At 55.1% G+C, this 16564-nt stretch carries 16 protein-coding genes; 8 read left to right on the plus strand and 8 right to left on the minus strand.

The annotated features are described in order from the left end of the window. Positions 1–86: 86 nt before the first annotated feature. Positions 87–1742: a methyl-accepting chemotaxis protein gene (locus BIS10_RS06750; protein ID WP_253503700.1), complete on the plus strand. Its 1656-nt coding sequence runs from the start codon at positions 87–89 to the stop codon at positions 1740–1742. Here BIS10_RS06750 and rarD read toward each other — a convergent pair. Continuing rightward, positions 1716–2621: an EamA family transporter RarD gene (rarD, locus tag BIS10_RS06755; RefSeq protein WP_253503703.1), complete on the minus strand. Its 906-nt coding sequence runs from the start codon at positions 2619–2621 to the stop codon at positions 1716–1718. The genes BIS10_RS06750 and rarD overlap by 27 nt on opposite strands. A gap of 72 nt (positions 2622–2693) precedes the next feature. Here rarD and BIS10_RS06760 point away from each other — a divergent pair, with 72 nt between their 5' ends. Continuing rightward, positions 2694–3509, plus strand: coding sequence for an amidohydrolase (locus BIS10_RS06760; RefSeq protein WP_044629157.1), 816 nt, complete (start codon positions 2694–2696; stop codon positions 3507–3509). Further along, positions 3509–4213, plus strand: a complete 705-nt coding sequence (locus BIS10_RS06765) for a pseudouridine synthase (protein WP_253503705.1) — start codon at positions 3509–3511, stop codon at positions 4211–4213. Before BIS10_RS06760 ends, BIS10_RS06765 begins: the two co-directional genes overlap by 1 nt. A gap of 154 nt (positions 4214–4367) precedes the next feature. On the opposite strand, the gene BIS10_RS06770 is transcribed toward BIS10_RS06765, so the two are convergent. The 6 genes from BIS10_RS06770 to gloB form a co-directional block, all read right to left on the minus strand. Then, positions 4368–5960: an ABC transporter ATP-binding protein gene (locus BIS10_RS06770; RefSeq protein ID WP_253503708.1), complete on the minus strand. Its 1593-nt coding sequence runs from the start codon at positions 5958–5960 to the stop codon at positions 4368–4370. Then, entirely contained in the window at positions 5953–7041 is a 1089-nt protein-coding gene (locus tag BIS10_RS06775; RefSeq protein ID WP_253503711.1) for an ABC transporter permease, read from the minus strand. The genes BIS10_RS06770 and BIS10_RS06775 overlap by 8 nt, the downstream gene beginning before the upstream one ends. A 1-nt stretch (position 7042) precedes the next feature. Continuing rightward, a complete protein-coding gene (locus BIS10_RS06780) occupies positions 7043–8116 on the minus strand; it encodes a microcin C ABC transporter permease YejB (RefSeq protein ID WP_253503714.1) in 1074 nt (357 codons plus the stop codon). 80 nt (positions 8117–8196) lie between these two features. Next, positions 8197–10068: an extracellular solute-binding protein gene (locus tag BIS10_RS06785; RefSeq protein WP_253503718.1), complete on the minus strand. Its 1872-nt coding sequence runs from the start codon at positions 10066–10068 to the stop codon at positions 8197–8199. 92 nt (positions 10069–10160) lie between these two features. After that, positions 10161–11387: a transglycosylase SLT domain-containing protein gene (locus BIS10_RS06790; RefSeq protein WP_253503721.1), complete on the minus strand. Its 1227-nt coding sequence runs from the start codon at positions 11385–11387 to the stop codon at positions 10161–10163. A gap of 30 nt (positions 11388–11417) precedes the next feature. Next, on the minus strand, positions 11418–12185 hold the full coding sequence (gloB, locus tag BIS10_RS06795; RefSeq protein WP_253503724.1) for a hydroxyacylglutathione hydrolase: 768 nt from the start codon (positions 12183–12185) through the stop codon (positions 11418–11420). Positions 12186–12299: 114 nt separating this feature from the next. Between gloB and BIS10_RS06800 the strand changes: the two genes are divergently transcribed. From BIS10_RS06800 to nudC, 4 genes are read left to right on the plus strand one after another with little or no spacing between them, the layout of a single operon-like run. Then, on the plus strand, positions 12300–13097 hold the full coding sequence (locus tag BIS10_RS06800) for a class I SAM-dependent methyltransferase (RefSeq protein ID WP_253503728.1): 798 nt from the start codon (positions 12300–12302) through the stop codon (positions 13095–13097). Next, positions 13090–13575 carry a ribonuclease HI gene (rnhA, locus tag BIS10_RS06805; protein WP_253503730.1) on the plus strand — a complete coding sequence of 162 codons (486 nt, stop codon included), beginning with the start codon at positions 13090–13092 and terminating at the stop codon, positions 13573–13575. Before BIS10_RS06800 ends, rnhA begins: the two co-directional genes overlap by 8 nt. Then, on the plus strand, positions 13557–14306 hold the full coding sequence (gene dnaQ, locus BIS10_RS06810) for a DNA polymerase III subunit epsilon (protein WP_253503733.1): 750 nt from the start codon (positions 13557–13559) through the stop codon (positions 14304–14306). Before rnhA ends, dnaQ begins: the two co-directional genes overlap by 19 nt. Further along, positions 14299–15072: an NAD(+) diphosphatase gene (gene nudC, locus BIS10_RS06815; protein ID WP_253503736.1), complete on the plus strand. Its 774-nt coding sequence runs from the start codon at positions 14299–14301 to the stop codon at positions 15070–15072. The genes dnaQ and nudC overlap by 8 nt, the downstream gene beginning before the upstream one ends. A gap of 10 nt (positions 15073–15082) precedes the next feature. On the opposite strand, the gene BIS10_RS06820 is transcribed toward nudC, so the two are convergent. After that, entirely contained in the window at positions 15083–15394 is a 312-nt protein-coding gene (locus BIS10_RS06820; protein WP_253503739.1) for an SCP2 sterol-binding domain-containing protein, read from the minus strand. A gap of 169 nt (positions 15395–15563) precedes the next feature. Between BIS10_RS06820 and sohB the strand changes: the two genes are divergently transcribed. After that, positions 15564–16564, plus strand: a 1001-nt coding sequence (gene sohB, locus BIS10_RS06825) for a protease SohB (RefSeq protein ID WP_253503742.1), incomplete at its 3' end; no start/stop codon positions are given.

Consider the following 16564-nt stretch of genomic DNA (forward strand, 5'->3'; position numbering starts at 1 on the left):
CCCGTTAAGATTACTGAGAAAGAGGGGGCTCCTACATCGCAGCGCTTTCCAACTCAACAACGTCAACTAAAAAAAGAGTGCCTCACATGCGACTACTTCGTTGGCTGGTGCCATTGCTACTACTGATAGCCTCTATCGGGCTAGTGTCTCAGCCAGGTGCTTGGAAATACCTCGCTGTGTTGTGCGCTTCATTGGGTGGTATGGGGGCGATGGCTGTCGGGTTATATAGTGTTTATAGCGCTGATCAGCACCGATTGAAGCAATCGGTGCGCGGGCTAAAACCCCTGAGAGACTATGGCTCGCTGCGCGCTATGGCTTACCGGTTAATGAATCGTGCCAGTAGCACGGCCATTGCCTCGGCGGAAGTGTCCCATTACGCTGACTTGATGGCTCAGCGGCTGGGCAAACAGGAGACTATGGCTAGCGAAGCGTCTTCCAGTATGAGCGCTATCAATGCTGCCATTATGCAGGTCAGTGCCAGTGCTACTCAGGTGGCTGCCCTTGCCGATAATGCTCAGCAAGCTAGCCATCATAATCACGATGAATTGACCGCTATCATCCATGATATGACCGATGTGGCTGAGCGCTCTAACCAAGCGCTGGATATGCTGACTGCACTCAACGATAAAATTGAGCGTGTGCGCAGCGTCACCTCGATGATTGAAGGCATTGCCGAACAGACCCATCTGCTTTCACTGAATGCCTCCATTGAAGCCGCTCGAGCAGGTGAGCATGGCAGGGGCTTTGCTGTGGTCGCAGGAGAAGTGCGTAACCTCGCTTTGAAAACCTCCACTGCGACGCAAAGTGTCGATGCACTGGTCAAAGACATGCACCAAAGTGGGCAAAGCGTGGTGGCTACTATGGGAGACTTAATGACCCGCGTTCGCGAGCGCTCTCAGGGCATGCAGCGGGTGGGCAGCAGCCTAGCTACAATTACCGAAGAGTTTGATCAAGTTCAGCAGGAGATAACCAGCGTTGCTGACGCTATGAACAGCACCAAAGAGCACAGCCAAACCGTTGCCGACAGCCTGCGCCAATTGGAAGATGATGTCGATGAAGGCAATCGTAATATGCATGAACTGGCGCTACAGGCGCGCGCACTGATGGATGCCGCAGAGGGTGTAGATGGCGAGCTAGCTCAGCAGCGCTTAATGGGTCGGCACCAAACGGTTTTCCTAGCCGCCCGCCAAACTGCTGACCGCATCGGTAAACTGTTTGAGAAAGCCATTGCCCGAGGGGAGCTATCAGAAAGAGCGCTGTTCCAACCAGATTATGCGGCTATTAACGGCACTCGACCTCCGCTTTACCATACCGGGTTCGATTCTTTCACGGATCAGCAGTTACCCAGCCTTCAGGAGCCGTTACTCAACGAATATGGCTTGAGCTACGCCATTGCTTGTGACCGTAACGGCTACGTGCCTACCCACAATGCTGCGGTAAGCCGCGCGCCAACCGGCGATTATGATCACGATCTGAAGTATTGCCGCAGCAAGCGTATTTTCGACGATCCTACCGGTAGTCGCTGCGGTGCCCACGAGAAACCGCTGCTACTGCAAACCTACAAGCGTGATACTGGCGAGATCATGCACGACCTCTCAGTGCCGATTTATATTAATGGCAAGCACTGGGGCGGTTTCCGTGTTGGCTACCAGCCGGAAAAAAACACCGCAACCAGTGTGGCTCATAAAGAGCAGCCAGCGTTACCGCCTGCTTCGTCAAACCGCCGCTTGACGCGGGCGTGATTGCCATGAGGACCAGGAGTAGAGCGCAAGACCGGTCCAGATCATCAAGAACGTAGCGAGTTGGATCATGCCCAGGGGCTCACCGAAAATCGTCAAGGCAATTAGGAACTGAATGCTGGGGTTGATATACATTAAGAACCCCAGCGTGGCCAAGCGTAAGCGACGAGCCGCGCCTGCAAAGGCCATCAACGGCAGGGCAGTTAAGACTCCGCTCACGACTAACAGCGCGGACATGGGTACATCGTGGAGGAAATGTGACTCGCCCTGCCAGCTCATCCAGGTAAGCGCCATTAGCGCCAGCGGGAATAGCAGCAGCGTTTCCACGAAGAGGCCTGACAGTCCATCCAGTGGCACTTGCTTACGAAACAGTCCATAGCTGCCGAAGCTAAGGGCAAGCAGCAAGCTAAGCCATGGTAATTCACCCAGCATGATAAATTGAATCGCAATGGCAAGACTGGCGAGGCCCAGCGCCACAAGCTGTAGCTTCGCCATGACTTCCCGAAGTACTAGCATGCCCAGTGCTACATTCACCAACGGGGTGAGAAAGTAGCCTAAACTGGCTTGCAGCACCTGTTTGCTCTCCACCGCATAGATATAGATGCCCCAGTTAAAGGCGATCAGCAGCGCGCAGGCTAACACTCGGCCCAAGCGCTTAGGCTGCACCAATGCAGCCACGACCGGTGGCCAGCGGCCCAGCACGCTAATCAGCCCCACCAGGAATAGGCACGACCACAAAATGCGGTGAATCAAGATCTCAAAGGCCGGAATTCCGTCAAAGAGGGCAAAAAACAGCGGGAAACAACCCCACATGGTGTAGGCGGTTAAGCCAAACATGACGCCTTTGACCGCTTCAGGGTCCCTAGGAGCGGATGGAAGCATAGCAGCCTCATTAAGTAAAAATGCTAATCTAGCACACAATTGATAAAGACACCGATGCAAAGGAGACGCGGCATGAGTCAATTAAAAACTAGCCTGGTGCAGTGCGACTTACGCTGGGAAGATCCCCAAGCCAACCACACGCATTTAGAAGCACTGCTGGGTGATTTAGATAGTCGCGACACTGACCTGATTGTACTGCCAGAGATGTTTGCCACCGGTTTCACGATGAACTCCCGGGAAATGGCGCAGCCCATGAAAGAGAGCCAAAGCGTTGCCTGGCTGCAAACCCAGGCGAAGGCAAGGGGCTGCGTGGTGACCGGCAGCGTCGCCATTGTTGACGACGGCCAGTACTACAACCGTATGGTGTGGGCAACGCCAACGGGAGAAGTGAGCTACTACGACAAACGCCACCTGTTTCGCATGGCCGGGGAGCATGAACGCTATGGCATGGGCAAGCAGCGCCACATCGTAGAACTCAACGGTTTTAAGCTGCAGCTCAGCGTGTGCTACGACCTGCGTTTCCCCGTATGGATGCGCCAGCAGCCAGCAGAGGGCGAGCATTTCGAGTATGATGCCATCCTGTGCGTGGCTAATTGGCCCGCTCCTCGGCGGCATCCGTGGCGAACCTTGCTACAGGCGCGCGCGGTGGAAAACCTCGCCTACGTGGTGGGTGTTAACCGCGTGGGTGAAGATGCCAAGGGGCTGGCCTATAGCGGCGACTCCATGCTGGTCGATTTTAAAGGCGAACCGCTGATCGACCATCCTGCCCATACTCCGTTTATTGAAACGGGGACGCTAGATAAAACGGACCTAGATGCCTTTCGTGAAAAATTTCCTGCCTGGCAAGATGCCGACCGCTTTTCGTTGCTGCCAGGAGTGGGGCAATAATGCGCCTTGATCGTTTTTTAAGTGAGACCACGCCGCTAACTCGCAGCCTAGCAAAACGTGCGCTTAAAAATGGTGAAGTGACGCTCAATGGCGAACCGATCAAGCAGGCGGCCACCCAGGTAGATACTGAAAATGACGAAGTGAAGCTCAACGGCGAACGGCTCGCCTTAGTGGGGCTTCGCTACGTGATGATGCATAAACCGGTGGATGTGGAGTGTACCGCTCGCCGGGGTCTCTACCCGCGGGTAATCGACATTATCGACTTACCTAAAGTGGAGCGGCTGCAGCCAGTAGGGCGGCTAGATGTGGATACCACGGGCCTACTACTACTAACCGATGACGGCCAATGGTCGCACCGAGTTACCTCGCCACGCCACCGCTGTGCCAAAGTCTATATAGCGGAGTTGGCTGAGCCGATGGAAGGCGAGGCCGCCCAGCAGGCGATAGAACAGGTGGCTGAGGGTATCTTACTGGAAGGTGAAGAAACGCCTACCCAGCCCGCCACGCTGCGTTTTATTACCCCGCAACAAGCGGAGCTCACCATTACCGAAGGGCGCTACCATCAGGTAAAGCGCATGTTTGCTGCTTTAGGTAACCATGTTAACGCGCTGCATCGTCGCTCGATTGGCGATGTAGTACTGCCCGATGACCTAGCTCCTGGTGAATGGCGGGAGCTTACCCCGGAAGAGATCGCCAGCTTTTAAGCGACCTTTTTCCGTTGAGATGCCGCAATTGGGCTAGATGCCCATTGCGGCGTCTTGCTTGTGTAAAAACACTATATTTTATACCGTTATCTTGTTTCGACTAAAGGCAGCAGAACACCCGAAAAATTGCTTAAACAAAAAGTTAAGCAGGCACTTAGTACAAGTGCGCAGCTTCGATGAGTGCTTTGGTATAGGCGTGTTGAGGGGCAGCAAGTACGTCCAAGCAGTTGCCTTGTTCGACCACTTCGCCATCTTTTAGCACCATGACCCGATGGGCCATCGCCCTTACCACGGCAAGGTCGTGGCTGATAAACAGATAGCTAAGCTGGCGGCGGGCTTGCAGTTCGCGCAGCAGCACAACCAGCTGCTTTTGCACGGTGCGGTCAAGCGCTGAAGTGGGTTCATCTAGCACCAGTAGTTCCGGCTCTAAAATAATCGCTCGGGCTACGGCAATGCGTTGGCGCTGTCCGCCGGAAAACTCGTGAGGGTAGCGGGCCGCACAGCTTTCCGGTAAGCCGACTTCCCACAAGGTGCGGTGTACCCGTTCGGCCACTTCCGCATCGCTAAGCTTTGGATAGTGAAAGCGCAAGCCTTCACTGACAATATCGAATACCGGCATCCGCGGTGAAAGGGCACCGTAGGGGTCCTGAAACACCATCTGCAGACGATGGCGTTGGCGGCGCAGCGCGTCACCCGAGAGCTGGCTGAGCGCAGCATCACCCAACTGAACCTCACCTTGGCTAGTCACCAAGCGCATAATCGCTGATGCCAACGTCGTTTTACCGGAACCTGATTCACCGACTATGCCCAGCGTTTCCCCTGGGGCGATGGTCAAGTTGGTGGCTTTTAACGCCTCAAACGCCGGCGGTTGCCGCTGAAACAGACCTGTCTTAGGGCGCTTAAAACTGACCCGTAGCTGCTGAGCCGTCAGTAACGGTGTGGTATTCACTGGCTCAGCGGGGCGGCCTTCGGGCTCGGCGGCAATCAGCGCCTTGGTGTAATCGCTTTGTGGGTTGCTAAACACTTCAGCAACGTGGCCGGTTTCCTGAACCTTGCCCTGATACATCACGCAGATGCGGTCGGCGTGGCGGCGTACCAGGTTTAAGTCATGGCTAATCAGCAGTACGCCCATGCCGTGCTGGTCGCGCAGCTCTTTAAGCAGCGCGAGAATCTCCTGCTGCACGGTGACATCGAGTGCGGTGGTGGGTTCATCGGCAATCAGTAACGCAGGGTTATTAGCAATGGCCATGGCGATCATCACCCGTTGGCGCTGACCGCCAGAGAGCTGATGAGGCCAAGCATCCAGCAACTCGTCAGGGCGAGGCAGTTTGACTTGCTCAAGCAGCGTTTTTGCTTTGCTGCGAGCGGCTGAACCGCTCAGCCCTTGGTGCAGTCGCAACGTTTCGCCAATCTGCTTGCCAATGCGGTGCAACGGGTTGAGCGATGTCATCGGCTCTTGAAAAATAAACCCCACGCGATTGCCGCGAATGCCGTTCCAGTCGCGTTTGCTTAGCTTGTTAAGATCGGCTCCTTCCAACCAGCGTTCGCCGCGTACCTCTGCGTTACTGGGCAGCAGGTCAATGGCGCCCAGGGCAGAGACCGATTTTCCTGAGCCTGACTCGCCTACAATGGCCAAGGTTTCCCCTGCGTTGACCGTGAGCGACAGCGCCTCCACCACGACCTTGCCGTCAAAGGCTACCGTTAGCTCATTAAGTTGCAGTAGCGGTTTGGCAGTAGGCTCAGACATGAGACGTTTCCTGGACAGAGGTTTGCTGGATAGAGGTAGGACGCTGTTTAACATGGCGTGGGTCGAAGGCGTCGCGTAGGCCTTCGCCAATAAATACCAGCAGGGAAAGCATGATCGCCAGGGTCATAAAGGCGGTGATCCCTAACCAGGGGGCGTGCAGGTTATTTTTGCCCTGGGCGGCTAGCTCACCCAGCGATGGAGCGCCCGGTGGCAACCCAAAGCCGAGGAAGTCCAGTGCGGTTAACGTGCCGATGGCACCAGTGAACAGAAAGGGAATAAACGTCAGCGTGGCGACCATGGCATTAGGCAGTACGTGTCGCCACATAATCAGCCGTGAAGGAAGCCCCATGGCTTTGGCGGCGCGAACGTACTCCAGGTTGCGGGCCCGCAAAAACTCGGCACGAACAATATCCACAAGCCCCAGCCAGGAGAAAAGCAGCATGATACCCAGCAGCCACCAGAAGCCAGGCTGTACAAAGCTGGCCAAAATAATCAATAAAAACAGTACCGGCAGCCCCGACCAAATTTCAGTTACTCGCTGGCCAATGAGATCCACCTTGCCGCCGAAGTAGCCCTGTATACCACCAGCAAAAACGCCAATCACTAACGATCCAGCGGTTAGCACTAACGCAAACGCCACGGAAAGCCTAAAACCGTAGATGACTCGCGCCAGTACGTCGCGGCCCTGGTCGTCGGTGCCCAGCCAGTGGCGGCTATCCGGCGGCGCAGGCGAGGGTTGCGTCATCTGCATATCCAGGGTTTGATAGGAGAACGGAATGATCGGCCAGAGCGCCCAGCCGTGGTCGCTGATCTGCTGCTGGATAAACGGGTCCAGGTAATCGGCACGGGTAGGGAGGAAACCTCCGAACTCGGTTTCTGGATAATCCACCAGCAGCGGCACGTACCACTGGCCGTCATACTGCATCACAATCGGTTTGTCGTTGGCGATCAGCTCGGCAAACAGGCTGATGATAAACAGGATGCCAAAGAGCCACAGCGAGATACGTGCACGGCGGTTAGCTTTAAACGCCGCCAGTCGGCGCAAGGTAATAGGCGAGAGACGTGAGGTAAGAACGTGCATATTAAGACTCCCTCGACGCGAAATCGATACGCGGATCAACCCACACATAGGTTAAGTCCGAGATCAGTTTGAGCAGCAGCCCGATGACGGTATAGAGAAACAGCGTACCGAAGATCACCGGGTAGTCACGCTGCATGACCGCTTCAAAGCCCAGCAGGCCCAGCCCATCCAGGGAGAAAATCACCTCGATCAGCAGCGCGCCGGTAAAGAAAATACCGATCATTGCCGAGGGCAGGCCCGCGATAATAATTAGCATGGCATTGCGAAAGACGTGCCCATACAGCACGCGCTGCTCATCGGCGCCTTTGGCTCGGGCAGTGAGTACATACTGCTTATGGATTTCATCCAGAAAGCTATTTTTGGTTAGCATGGTGAGGGTGGCGAAGCTGCCAATGGCCGCCGCGATAACCGGCAGGGTGATGTGCCAGAAGTAGTCTTTTACTTTGCCCCAAGCGGATAGCTCGGCAAAATCCGGCGAGGTCAGCCCGCGCAGCGGGAACCAATCCAGGTAGGTGCCGCCAGCAAACAGTACGATCAGTAGAATGGCGAACAGAAAACCAGGAATCGCGTAGCCGACAATGACCAGCCCCGATGTCCATACGTCGAAGCGTGAACCGTGGCGCAGGGCTTTACGAATGCCTAACGGAATGGAAATCAAATAGACCAGCAGGGTGGTCCATAAACCGAGGGAGATCGACACCGGCAGCCGCTCGATCATCAGGTCAATCACCGGCCTGTCTCTAAAAAAGCTGGTGCCGAAATCGAAGGTGAGATAGTCCGCCATCATGCCGATGAAGCGTTCATGGGCAGGCTTATCAAAGCCAAACTGCTGCTCCAACTGTTCGATAAAGCGCGGGTCGATACCGCGCGCCCCGCGGGAGTCATCGTTGACCTGTACATCGGCACCGCCCATATCCAGCCGTGTGCTGGCCATGGCGTTAGCGCCTTCAAAACGCGCCAGCATTTGGTCAATCGGCCCGCCGGGGGCGGCTTGCACAATCATGAAGTTAAGCAGCATGATCCCGAACAGGGTCGGGATCATTAGTAGCAGTCGGCGTAGGGTATAACGTGCCACAGTGCACTCCACGAAATGATGTAAACAGGCTATTGTTGTGAGCGATTGTGATAAACGAAGGTCAGCCGCAACGACAAACGCTAGCGGCGACGATTACGTTGCTGCAGCGCTGCTTCACGTTCGCTATCTACCCACCAGGCATCTAAATCCATGGCGTAGGCGGGAAATGGTTCCGGGTAACCAAACTTATCCCATACTGCAATGCGTGTCTCGCCGGAGTGGTAGTGGGGGATCACATAAAAGCCCCAGCGCAGCACCCTATCAAGGGCGCGGGTAGCGGTATCCAGCGACTCGCGGTCTTCTGACCGAATGATCTCTTCCACCAGGGCATCAACGGCGGGGTGGGCCAGTGCCATCCGATTGCGGCTTTGCGGCGCTTCGGCGGCGGCGCTGGTCCAGTAGTCCCGCTGTTCGTTACCGGGGTTATTGGATTGCGGGAAGTGGCTGATCACTATGTCGTAGTCATAATCCCGTACGCGGTTAAGGTACTGGTTGATATCGACAATGCGTAGGGAAGTCTGGATACCCAAGCGCGCCATGTTCCGCAGCATGGGCTGCACAACGCGCTCTAAGCCGGAGTCGTAAAGCAGTACTTCCAGCGAGAGTGGGCGGCCTTCGGCATTAACCAGTACGCCATCATCGACGCGGTAACCCGCTTCACGCAGAAGCTTAAGCGCTAGCCTTAAGCGTTCACGAAGCTCCACCGGATGCTCAATGGGGAGTGGATCAGTGAAAAGCCGCTCTGACTGATGAGATGCCAGCAGCTCATCACGAAACGGTTCGAGCAACGCCAGTTCAGCCTCGGAGGGTTCGCCGATGGCTTCCATTTCCGAGTTTTGGAAGAAGCTCTCCGTGCGAGTGTAGGTGTTATAGAAAATATTGGTGTTTAACCAGGGGAAGTCGAACGTCAGGCTCAAGGCTTCACGCACCCGTGGGTCTTGAAATTTCTCTTCGCGGAGGTTGAAGACAAACGCCTGCATCATCGACGGGTTTACATCAGGAACGGTGATGCGCTTAATTAAACCATCTTGGTAGGCGGGAAAGTTGTAGCCAATGGCCCAGGTGGCTGCGCGGGCATCAATACGGAAATCTGTTAACCCGGCTTTAAACGCCTCCCAGGCGATATCCCGGTCTCGATAGTATTCGTATACCACACGGTCGATGTTGTAACGGCCGACGTTGACCGGCAGATCTTTGCCCCAGTAGTTCTCGTTGCGCTGGTACACAATGCGTCGCCCTGGGTCCACTTCGCTAATCCGGTAGGGGCCAGAGCCAGGGTGGGCCGCCAGGGTAGGCGCGCTAAAGTCGCGGGGTTCCCAGTAGTGGCGGGGCAAAATGGGTAGCTGGGCCACAATCAGCGGCAGCTCCCGAGACTCGGTATCGTTGAACTCGAAGCGTACCTGATGTTCGTTTATAGCGATGACTTGCTCAACGCCCGCATAATAGCTGGCATAGAAGGGGTTACCCTCTTCACGTAGCAAGTCAAAGGAGAATACTACGTCGTAGGCAGTGACCGGCTCGCCATCCTGAAAGCGGGCTTCCTCACGTAGGTCGAACTCAATCCAGCGGCGCTCAGGATCCAGGCGCACGCCTTTCGCTAGTAAGCCATAAAGGCTAAACGGCTCATTGGGGTTGCTGGCCATCAGCGTGTCATAAATTTGAGAAATGCCGGTGGCGGGCGTTCCGCGAATAATAAAAGGATTGGTGGAATCGAAGCTACCGCCTACGGCGGTGTGTGTAATGGAGCCGCCTTTAGGAGCTTGCGGATTAACGTGGGGAAAATAGGCGAAATCTTCCGGCAATTCCGGGCTATCGTAAAGCGATAGCCCATGCACCGTTTCAACAGGAGTAGTGGTGGTGTCAACGGCCTCATCTGAAGCAGATAGCGACACACTCAGCAGCAAGCCGCTTATTAGCAAAAGCGTTTTAGTGAACATCACACCACGTGGCATTGGCAACTTCCTGTAGTAACAAAACCTAGGTGAACACCTTGCAAAGCCTTAATTCTAAACTACTGATCTGATGCGTTAGTAGCCAGAGAGTGTTAACGACCAGAGAGCGACAGCAGCTGTCCTGGCTGCAGTGCTCCCGGGCGATCTATAGCATTCCACCTGATTAAGTCTTGCTGATCAAGATTATACTGCGCGGCGATAGCAGAAAGATTATCGCCTCTTTCAACGCGATGCACGGAAGGCGTGCTGGTCGAGGCAAGCACAGCATCGTCTGACTGCGAAAGCTGAGCTAATACCTGAGTATCAACTTCTTCAGGCACTAGAAGCGTCTGTGCACTGCGTGGGTCGAGGCTGCCATTCAGCAGGCCAGGATTTAGCTCGGCCAGCGCGGACTGGCTGACATCTAATAGCTGGGAGGCTTGGGCTAAGCTCACCGGCTGTTCCAATTGAACTTTCGCAAACGCGGGGTCTGGGTGGATATCCGGCAGGCTGACACCGTATTTCTCGGGATCATTAATAATCGTCGCAATTGCCTTGAGCTTAGGTACGTACTGCATGGTTTCGTGGGGGAGGGAAAGATCCCAGTATTTGCCATCCAACCCTTGGCTCTGTGCTTGGCGCTGAGCCCGGTTCACGGTGCCAGCGCCAGCATTGTAGGCCGCCAGTGATAGCATCAGGTCGCCTTCGTACCACTGATCTGCCTGCATCTCTAGATAATCCAGTGCGGCTTCTGTCGAAGTCACAACATCCAAACGGCCATCATAGTTGCCGTTACGCACCAGCCCTAAGGCATCGCCGGTGCCCGGCATAAACTGCCACAGGCCAGCAGCACCTAAGTGACTGCGCGCACTGGGGTCGAACGAGCTTTCAACGAAAGGAATCAGGGCAATTTCGCCGGGCAGACCGCGGTCGCTGACCTGCTGCGCAATCCAGGCAAGCCAAGGGGTGGCGCGCTCGGTAATAGCCGCGATGTTATGCGGGCTGGAGCGGTAGTACTCAATCCACTCATCGACTCTAGCCTGAGCATCGGCAGGCAAGTTTTTTTCCTGCCATTGGAAGCTTGAGCGTAGTGAGCTCCAGGCATCCTGGGGTTCAAGCACAAGGGCTTCCCAGAAGTGGTGATGCAACGCAGTAGGCTGAAAACGATTGGCATTTTTCTGGTTGCCATCGTCCATCGATGCGTCATTAACAGTGGTATAGGTGCGGTTTGTGTCAGTGGCAGAGGCTTGAGAGTTTGCCGCTGCGGCCAGAAAAAGGCCCATTATTACGGTACTGCCAGCGCTTAACAGTAAGCGCTGGCGAATCGTTCGATAGGTCATAGTTTGGTTCGTTTCTATTCGATAGCGTTCTTAAAAACGGTTCTTCCACTCCCGTAGAGTGGTGAACGTGGCGAGGTCATCATCGTTTGCCCCCTGAGAGCCTGCCGCTTGGCGCACGCTATCGGTGCCCACGCGCAGGTAGGGGTTGATTTTCAGCTCGCGTCCTATCGTGCTGGGTAAAGTAGGCCGGTCTAACATCCGTGCCTTCTCACACTCCTGCAGTGCATGCGTAACAGCATCATTATCAGGGTCGGCAGCACGTGCAAACGTCAGGTTCGCCTGCGTGTATTCATGTGCTGCAAAGACCAGGGTATCTTCAGGTAGTTCCGCAAAGCGGTTCAATGAAGTAAACATCTGCTCTGGGGTGCCTTCAAACAAGCGTCCGCAACCGGCGCAAAATAGCGTGTCGCCGCAGAAAAGCAGGGCAGGAATACCCGGCGTAAAGTAGCTAATGTGATCAAGCGTATGGCCAGGAGTGGCCATAACTTCAAACAGACGCCCCATAATGCGTACTTGGTCCCCTTCGCCCACTCGCTCATCAATTCCTTTGATGCTGGGGTTGTCAGGACCAATCACACGGGGTGAATAGCGCTTGGTTAGCGCATCTAGTCCGCCAGTGTGGTCCTGATGATGATGAGTAATCAGAATGGTATCCAGAGTGAGCGATTCACGCTCGAGGAACTCGATGACAGGCGCGGCTTCACCGGGGTCCACCACGCAAACACTTTGACTGGTATCCTGTCTTATTAGCCAAATATAGTTGTCGCTTAGGGCGGGAATCGGTGTCACGCTCATCATGGGCGAGATCCTTTAAATTCTAAAATGCGGAAAATTCAAAAAAAGCGCTGCTGTGCGCGAAATCTGGCGCAAAGCGACGTTAAAAAGCAGTTACTGTGGAGGGAAGCGCCGTTTATGTCAAATTCGCCAAAGGCCACCAGCCTCGCCCAGCGTATGACAAACGCGCAGGCATACTGGCAAACAGACGCGGGCCGCGCGCTCTGGGAAACACAACGCGCCTGCCTCGGCCCGGTGGTTGAGGGCCGTAAAGGTGGGCACAGCTTAGAGATGAGCATGGGGCCAGCGCTAATGACCATGTCGGCGATCGCACACCCGATACGCTGGTCGCCAAATCGCGCGTTGGCCGAAAGTGACTCAACGCTGGTATGCCCCCCCGATCAGCTGGCATTACCCGACCGTTGCCTCGATACCGTTGTCATTCACCACTGGTTAGAACATCTTTCCGATGCGCACTACACGCTGCAAGAGGCCGCACGCGTCACGGCTGATAACGGCATGTTGGTGCTGTTCGGCTTCAACCCCTTGGGCTTGAATGGGTTGACTCAGCGCTGGCGAAAGCCACCGTCGGACTTCCCCTGGAATGGTCAGTGGCGCTCGGCGAATCGGCTGAAGGATTGGCTGGCGTTTGTCGATTTTGAGGTGGAGCGCGTAGACTATTGCTGTTTTCGTGGCCCAATGAGTAACTCCTGCGGAGAGCGCTGGGAAGCGTTGGGGCGTCGGCATAATTTGCCGCTAGGCGAAAGTTATATGATTCAAGCCCAGCGTCGCCAACGCCATGCACCAATCCAACGTGTGAAATTTGGGCTGCGCGCGCCTGTGTCACCCACATCGTTAGGCGCTACACGCTCGGGTGCCCCTATGCGATACCCGTCAGGTCAACGTTGTCTAAAAAAGGATAGTGAGCGTGAGTAAGCAAGCAGCCGAGGGGCTGCCCCGGGTGACGGTATACACCGATGGGGCCTGTCGAGGCAATCCAGGTCCAGGTGGTTGGGGGGTGATGCTGGAAAGCGGCCCTCATCAAAAAACCTTAAAAGGTTATGAAGCGGAGACGACCAACAATCGCATGGAGTTAATGGCGGCGATTATGGCGCTACGCACACTTAATAAGCCCTGTGAAGTGGCGCTGTGGACTGATTCTCAATACGTGCGCCAGGGCATTACCCAGTGGATTCATAACTGGATTAAACGCGGTTGGAAAACGGCGGCCAAACAGCCCGTCAAAAATGCTGAGCTGTGGAAGACCCTTCACGAAGAAACCCAGCGCCACCAGGTTGAGTGGCACTGGGTAAAAGGGCACAGCGGCCATCCCGGTAATGAGCGCGCAGATGAATTGGCTAACGAAGCCATCGATGAACATCAGAGGAGAGCGGCATGCGCCAAGTCATCCTAGATACGGAAACCACCGGCATTGACCCCAAAGATGGTCACCGGCTGGTAGAGATCGGTGCCGTAGAGATGATCAATCGACGGTTTACCGGGCGCACCTATCACCAATACATCAACCCAGAGCGCCACATCGACGCGGAAGTGGTCGCGGTACACGGCATTGACGATGCCAAAGTGGCTAATGAACCGGTCTTTGCCGAGATCGCAGATGATTTCTGGGCGTTCATTGAAGGGGCCGAGCTGGTTATCCATAACGCGCCTTTTGACGTCGGCTTTATTGACCATGAGCTAGGCATACTCAATAAGCGCCGCCAGGCACCCGCGTTAGGCCCGGTGCGAGATCACTGCCGTATTCTGGATACGCTAGTCATGGCACGGGAGATGCATCCAGGCCAGCGTAATAGCCTGGATGCGCTGTGTAAGCGCTACGACATCGATAATGGTCACCGGGTACTTCACGGCGCACTGTTGGATGCCGAGATTCTTGCTGATGTTTACCTAGCAATGACCGGCGGCCAAACGGCGCTAACGTTAGATGCAGAAAGTGGTGGTGACAAAAAACAGCAAAATCAGGCGAGCGAAGGGCTTTCAATACAGCGCCTCTCGCTAACCCCAGGCCAACTTCGGGTGGTGAGGCCAACTGCTGAAGAGCACGCCGCTCATCAAGCCAAATGCGAAGCGCACCAGTTGCGCTGGTTCCAAGAGCCGCTAGACGGTGCCTCTGCCGATGCTTAAACGTGAAATTCCTCATCATGCCAAAGAGGGGCGGGTCATCCGTGTCTCCCGTAGCCATATTGCGCCAGCGCCGCTCACGGGGGAATTAACGCCGTTACAGCCGTTGCAGCCCTGGAGCGAGCAGATGCAGCCGCTATGCTATTGGCACGATGAACCCGTGGCGCTACTGGTAGAGAATAAGCCGGGCGATGACTGGATTGATGGACGTCAGTGGCTAGGTGAGCTACCCGCGTCCTGGTTCAGCCTGCTCTCAACGGCCTTGCAGGTAGGCGCCTGGCTTGAGAACCATCGCTTCTGCGGCCGCTGCGGCGAAAAGGCGACCAAGCTTGAAGCAGAGTTCGCGATGCACTGCTATGCCTGCGGTCATCGTAACTATCCGCGTATTTCGCCCTGTATCATTACTTTGGTGACCAGTGGTGAAGCGATGCTGCTAGCCCGTAGCCCGCGTTTTCCACCTGGGCGTTACTCTACTTTGGCAGGGTTTATTGAGCCTGGGGAGTCGGCGGAAGAGGCCGTGCATCGAGAGATATTTGAAGAGGTGGGCGTGCATGTGGACCAACTGCGTTACCACCATAGTCAGGCGTGGCCTTTTCCGCATTCGCTGATGTTTGGCTTTTTTGCCGAAGCCACCACGCGGCGCATCAAAATTGATGGCGTAGAAATTAGTGACGCCGCGTGGTTTTCACCGCGGCAGCTGCCGTCGCTGCCGCCGCCTTACTCAATTTCGCGTGACTTGATTGAAACCCACCTGGCGCGATGGCGCTAGCAGGGCAGGCTTACTGGCTGGGGAACAAGCTGGTGAGCTTAGTCGCCAGCATTACGTTGCCGGTGGCTTTAAGCTTGCCAGTCATGAAGGCTGTCATGCCGTTGATCTCGCCACTCATAATGCCCTTTAGCGTGTCGGTGCTCATGCTTAGGCTGACCGATGGATCGTCGTGCTCACCTTCATGTACACCCAGCGTACCGTGCTGGATATCCAGGTAGTAACTGCCGGCGTCGGAAAAATGAAATTGAAAAACCTCATTCATCCCTTTTGCCGCCTCTGGGTCGAAGCGGGACTGCAACTTTTCAAGTGTATTAGATGACATAGATTAGTTCCTAAGCGTTAGTCGGCTAACAAGCAGTTGATGCCTTGGGTGAGACTATTTTAAACATTTGTTTTAATCAAGTCTCATTAGCAGTCCACGCAGTGTTTGCGTGCTAGAGAGCAAAAAATTCACATTTGAACCGTATCAACACAGCAAGAGGAGAGTGATGATGACTGAATGGCTCGCGGAAATGGGCACATTTTTACTGCAGACAACCTTAGTGATGGCCGCTGCTGGGATTCTGTTGGTGATGATGCGGCGTAATAAAGAGAGCAGCGAACATGGCCTTAAGCTTTATGTAGAGTCGCTTAATGATCAACGCCGGGCGCGCAATCGTCGGCTACGCGTGACAACAACAGTGCATGGCGCACGTAAAAAGCTGGTTAAGGCGTTTCGCCACGAAGAGAAAGCCCGGCAAAAGGCGGCCAAGAAAGACAAGAGCGAGGCCCAAAACGCCCAAAAAGTATGGGTGCTGGATTTCCATGGCGATATTAAAGCCTCGCAAGCCGAGCAATTCGCCCAAGAGGTATCGGCGGTGATTGAGGTGGCCAGCACTGATGATGAAGTCATTGTGCGTTTGGAATCAGCAGGTGGTCTGGTACACGCCTATGGCTTAGCCGCTGCTCAATTGGACCGGCTGCGAGAAGCGGGGCTCACCACCACGGTATGCATCGACAAAGTGGCCGCCAGCGGTGGATACATGATGGCCTGTACCGCCAGCCACATTAAAGCCGCGCCGTTTGCGGTGATTGGCTCTATTGGCGTGGTCGCCCAGGTGCCCAATATTCATCGCCTTCTCAAACGCAACGATATCGATGTTGAGCTACTTACTGCCGGTAAATATAAGCGCACGTTGACCGTACTTGGGGAAAACACCCAAGAAGGGCGTGAGAAATTTATCGATGACCTAGAAAACACTCACCGCCTATTTAAAACTTACGTGGCTAAGCACCGGCCCGACATGGATATTGAAAAACTTGCCACCGGAGAGATTTGGTACGGCAGTGAAGCATTAGAGCAGAAGCTGGTGGATAGTGTCGGAACCAGCGAGGCCTATTTAGTAGAACGTATTGCTCAAGCGCAGGTTTATCGCGTGAAGCTAGAGCCGCCGAAAACCATCAGCCGCAAGGTCGGGCTAGCGGTATCGGCGGGCGTGGCGCATGCCATGGT

This window comes from Halomonas sp. 707B3 (assembly GCF_024158645.1).
Classification (GTDB): domain Bacteria; phylum Pseudomonadota; class Gammaproteobacteria; order Pseudomonadales; family Halomonadaceae; genus Vreelandella; species Vreelandella lionensis.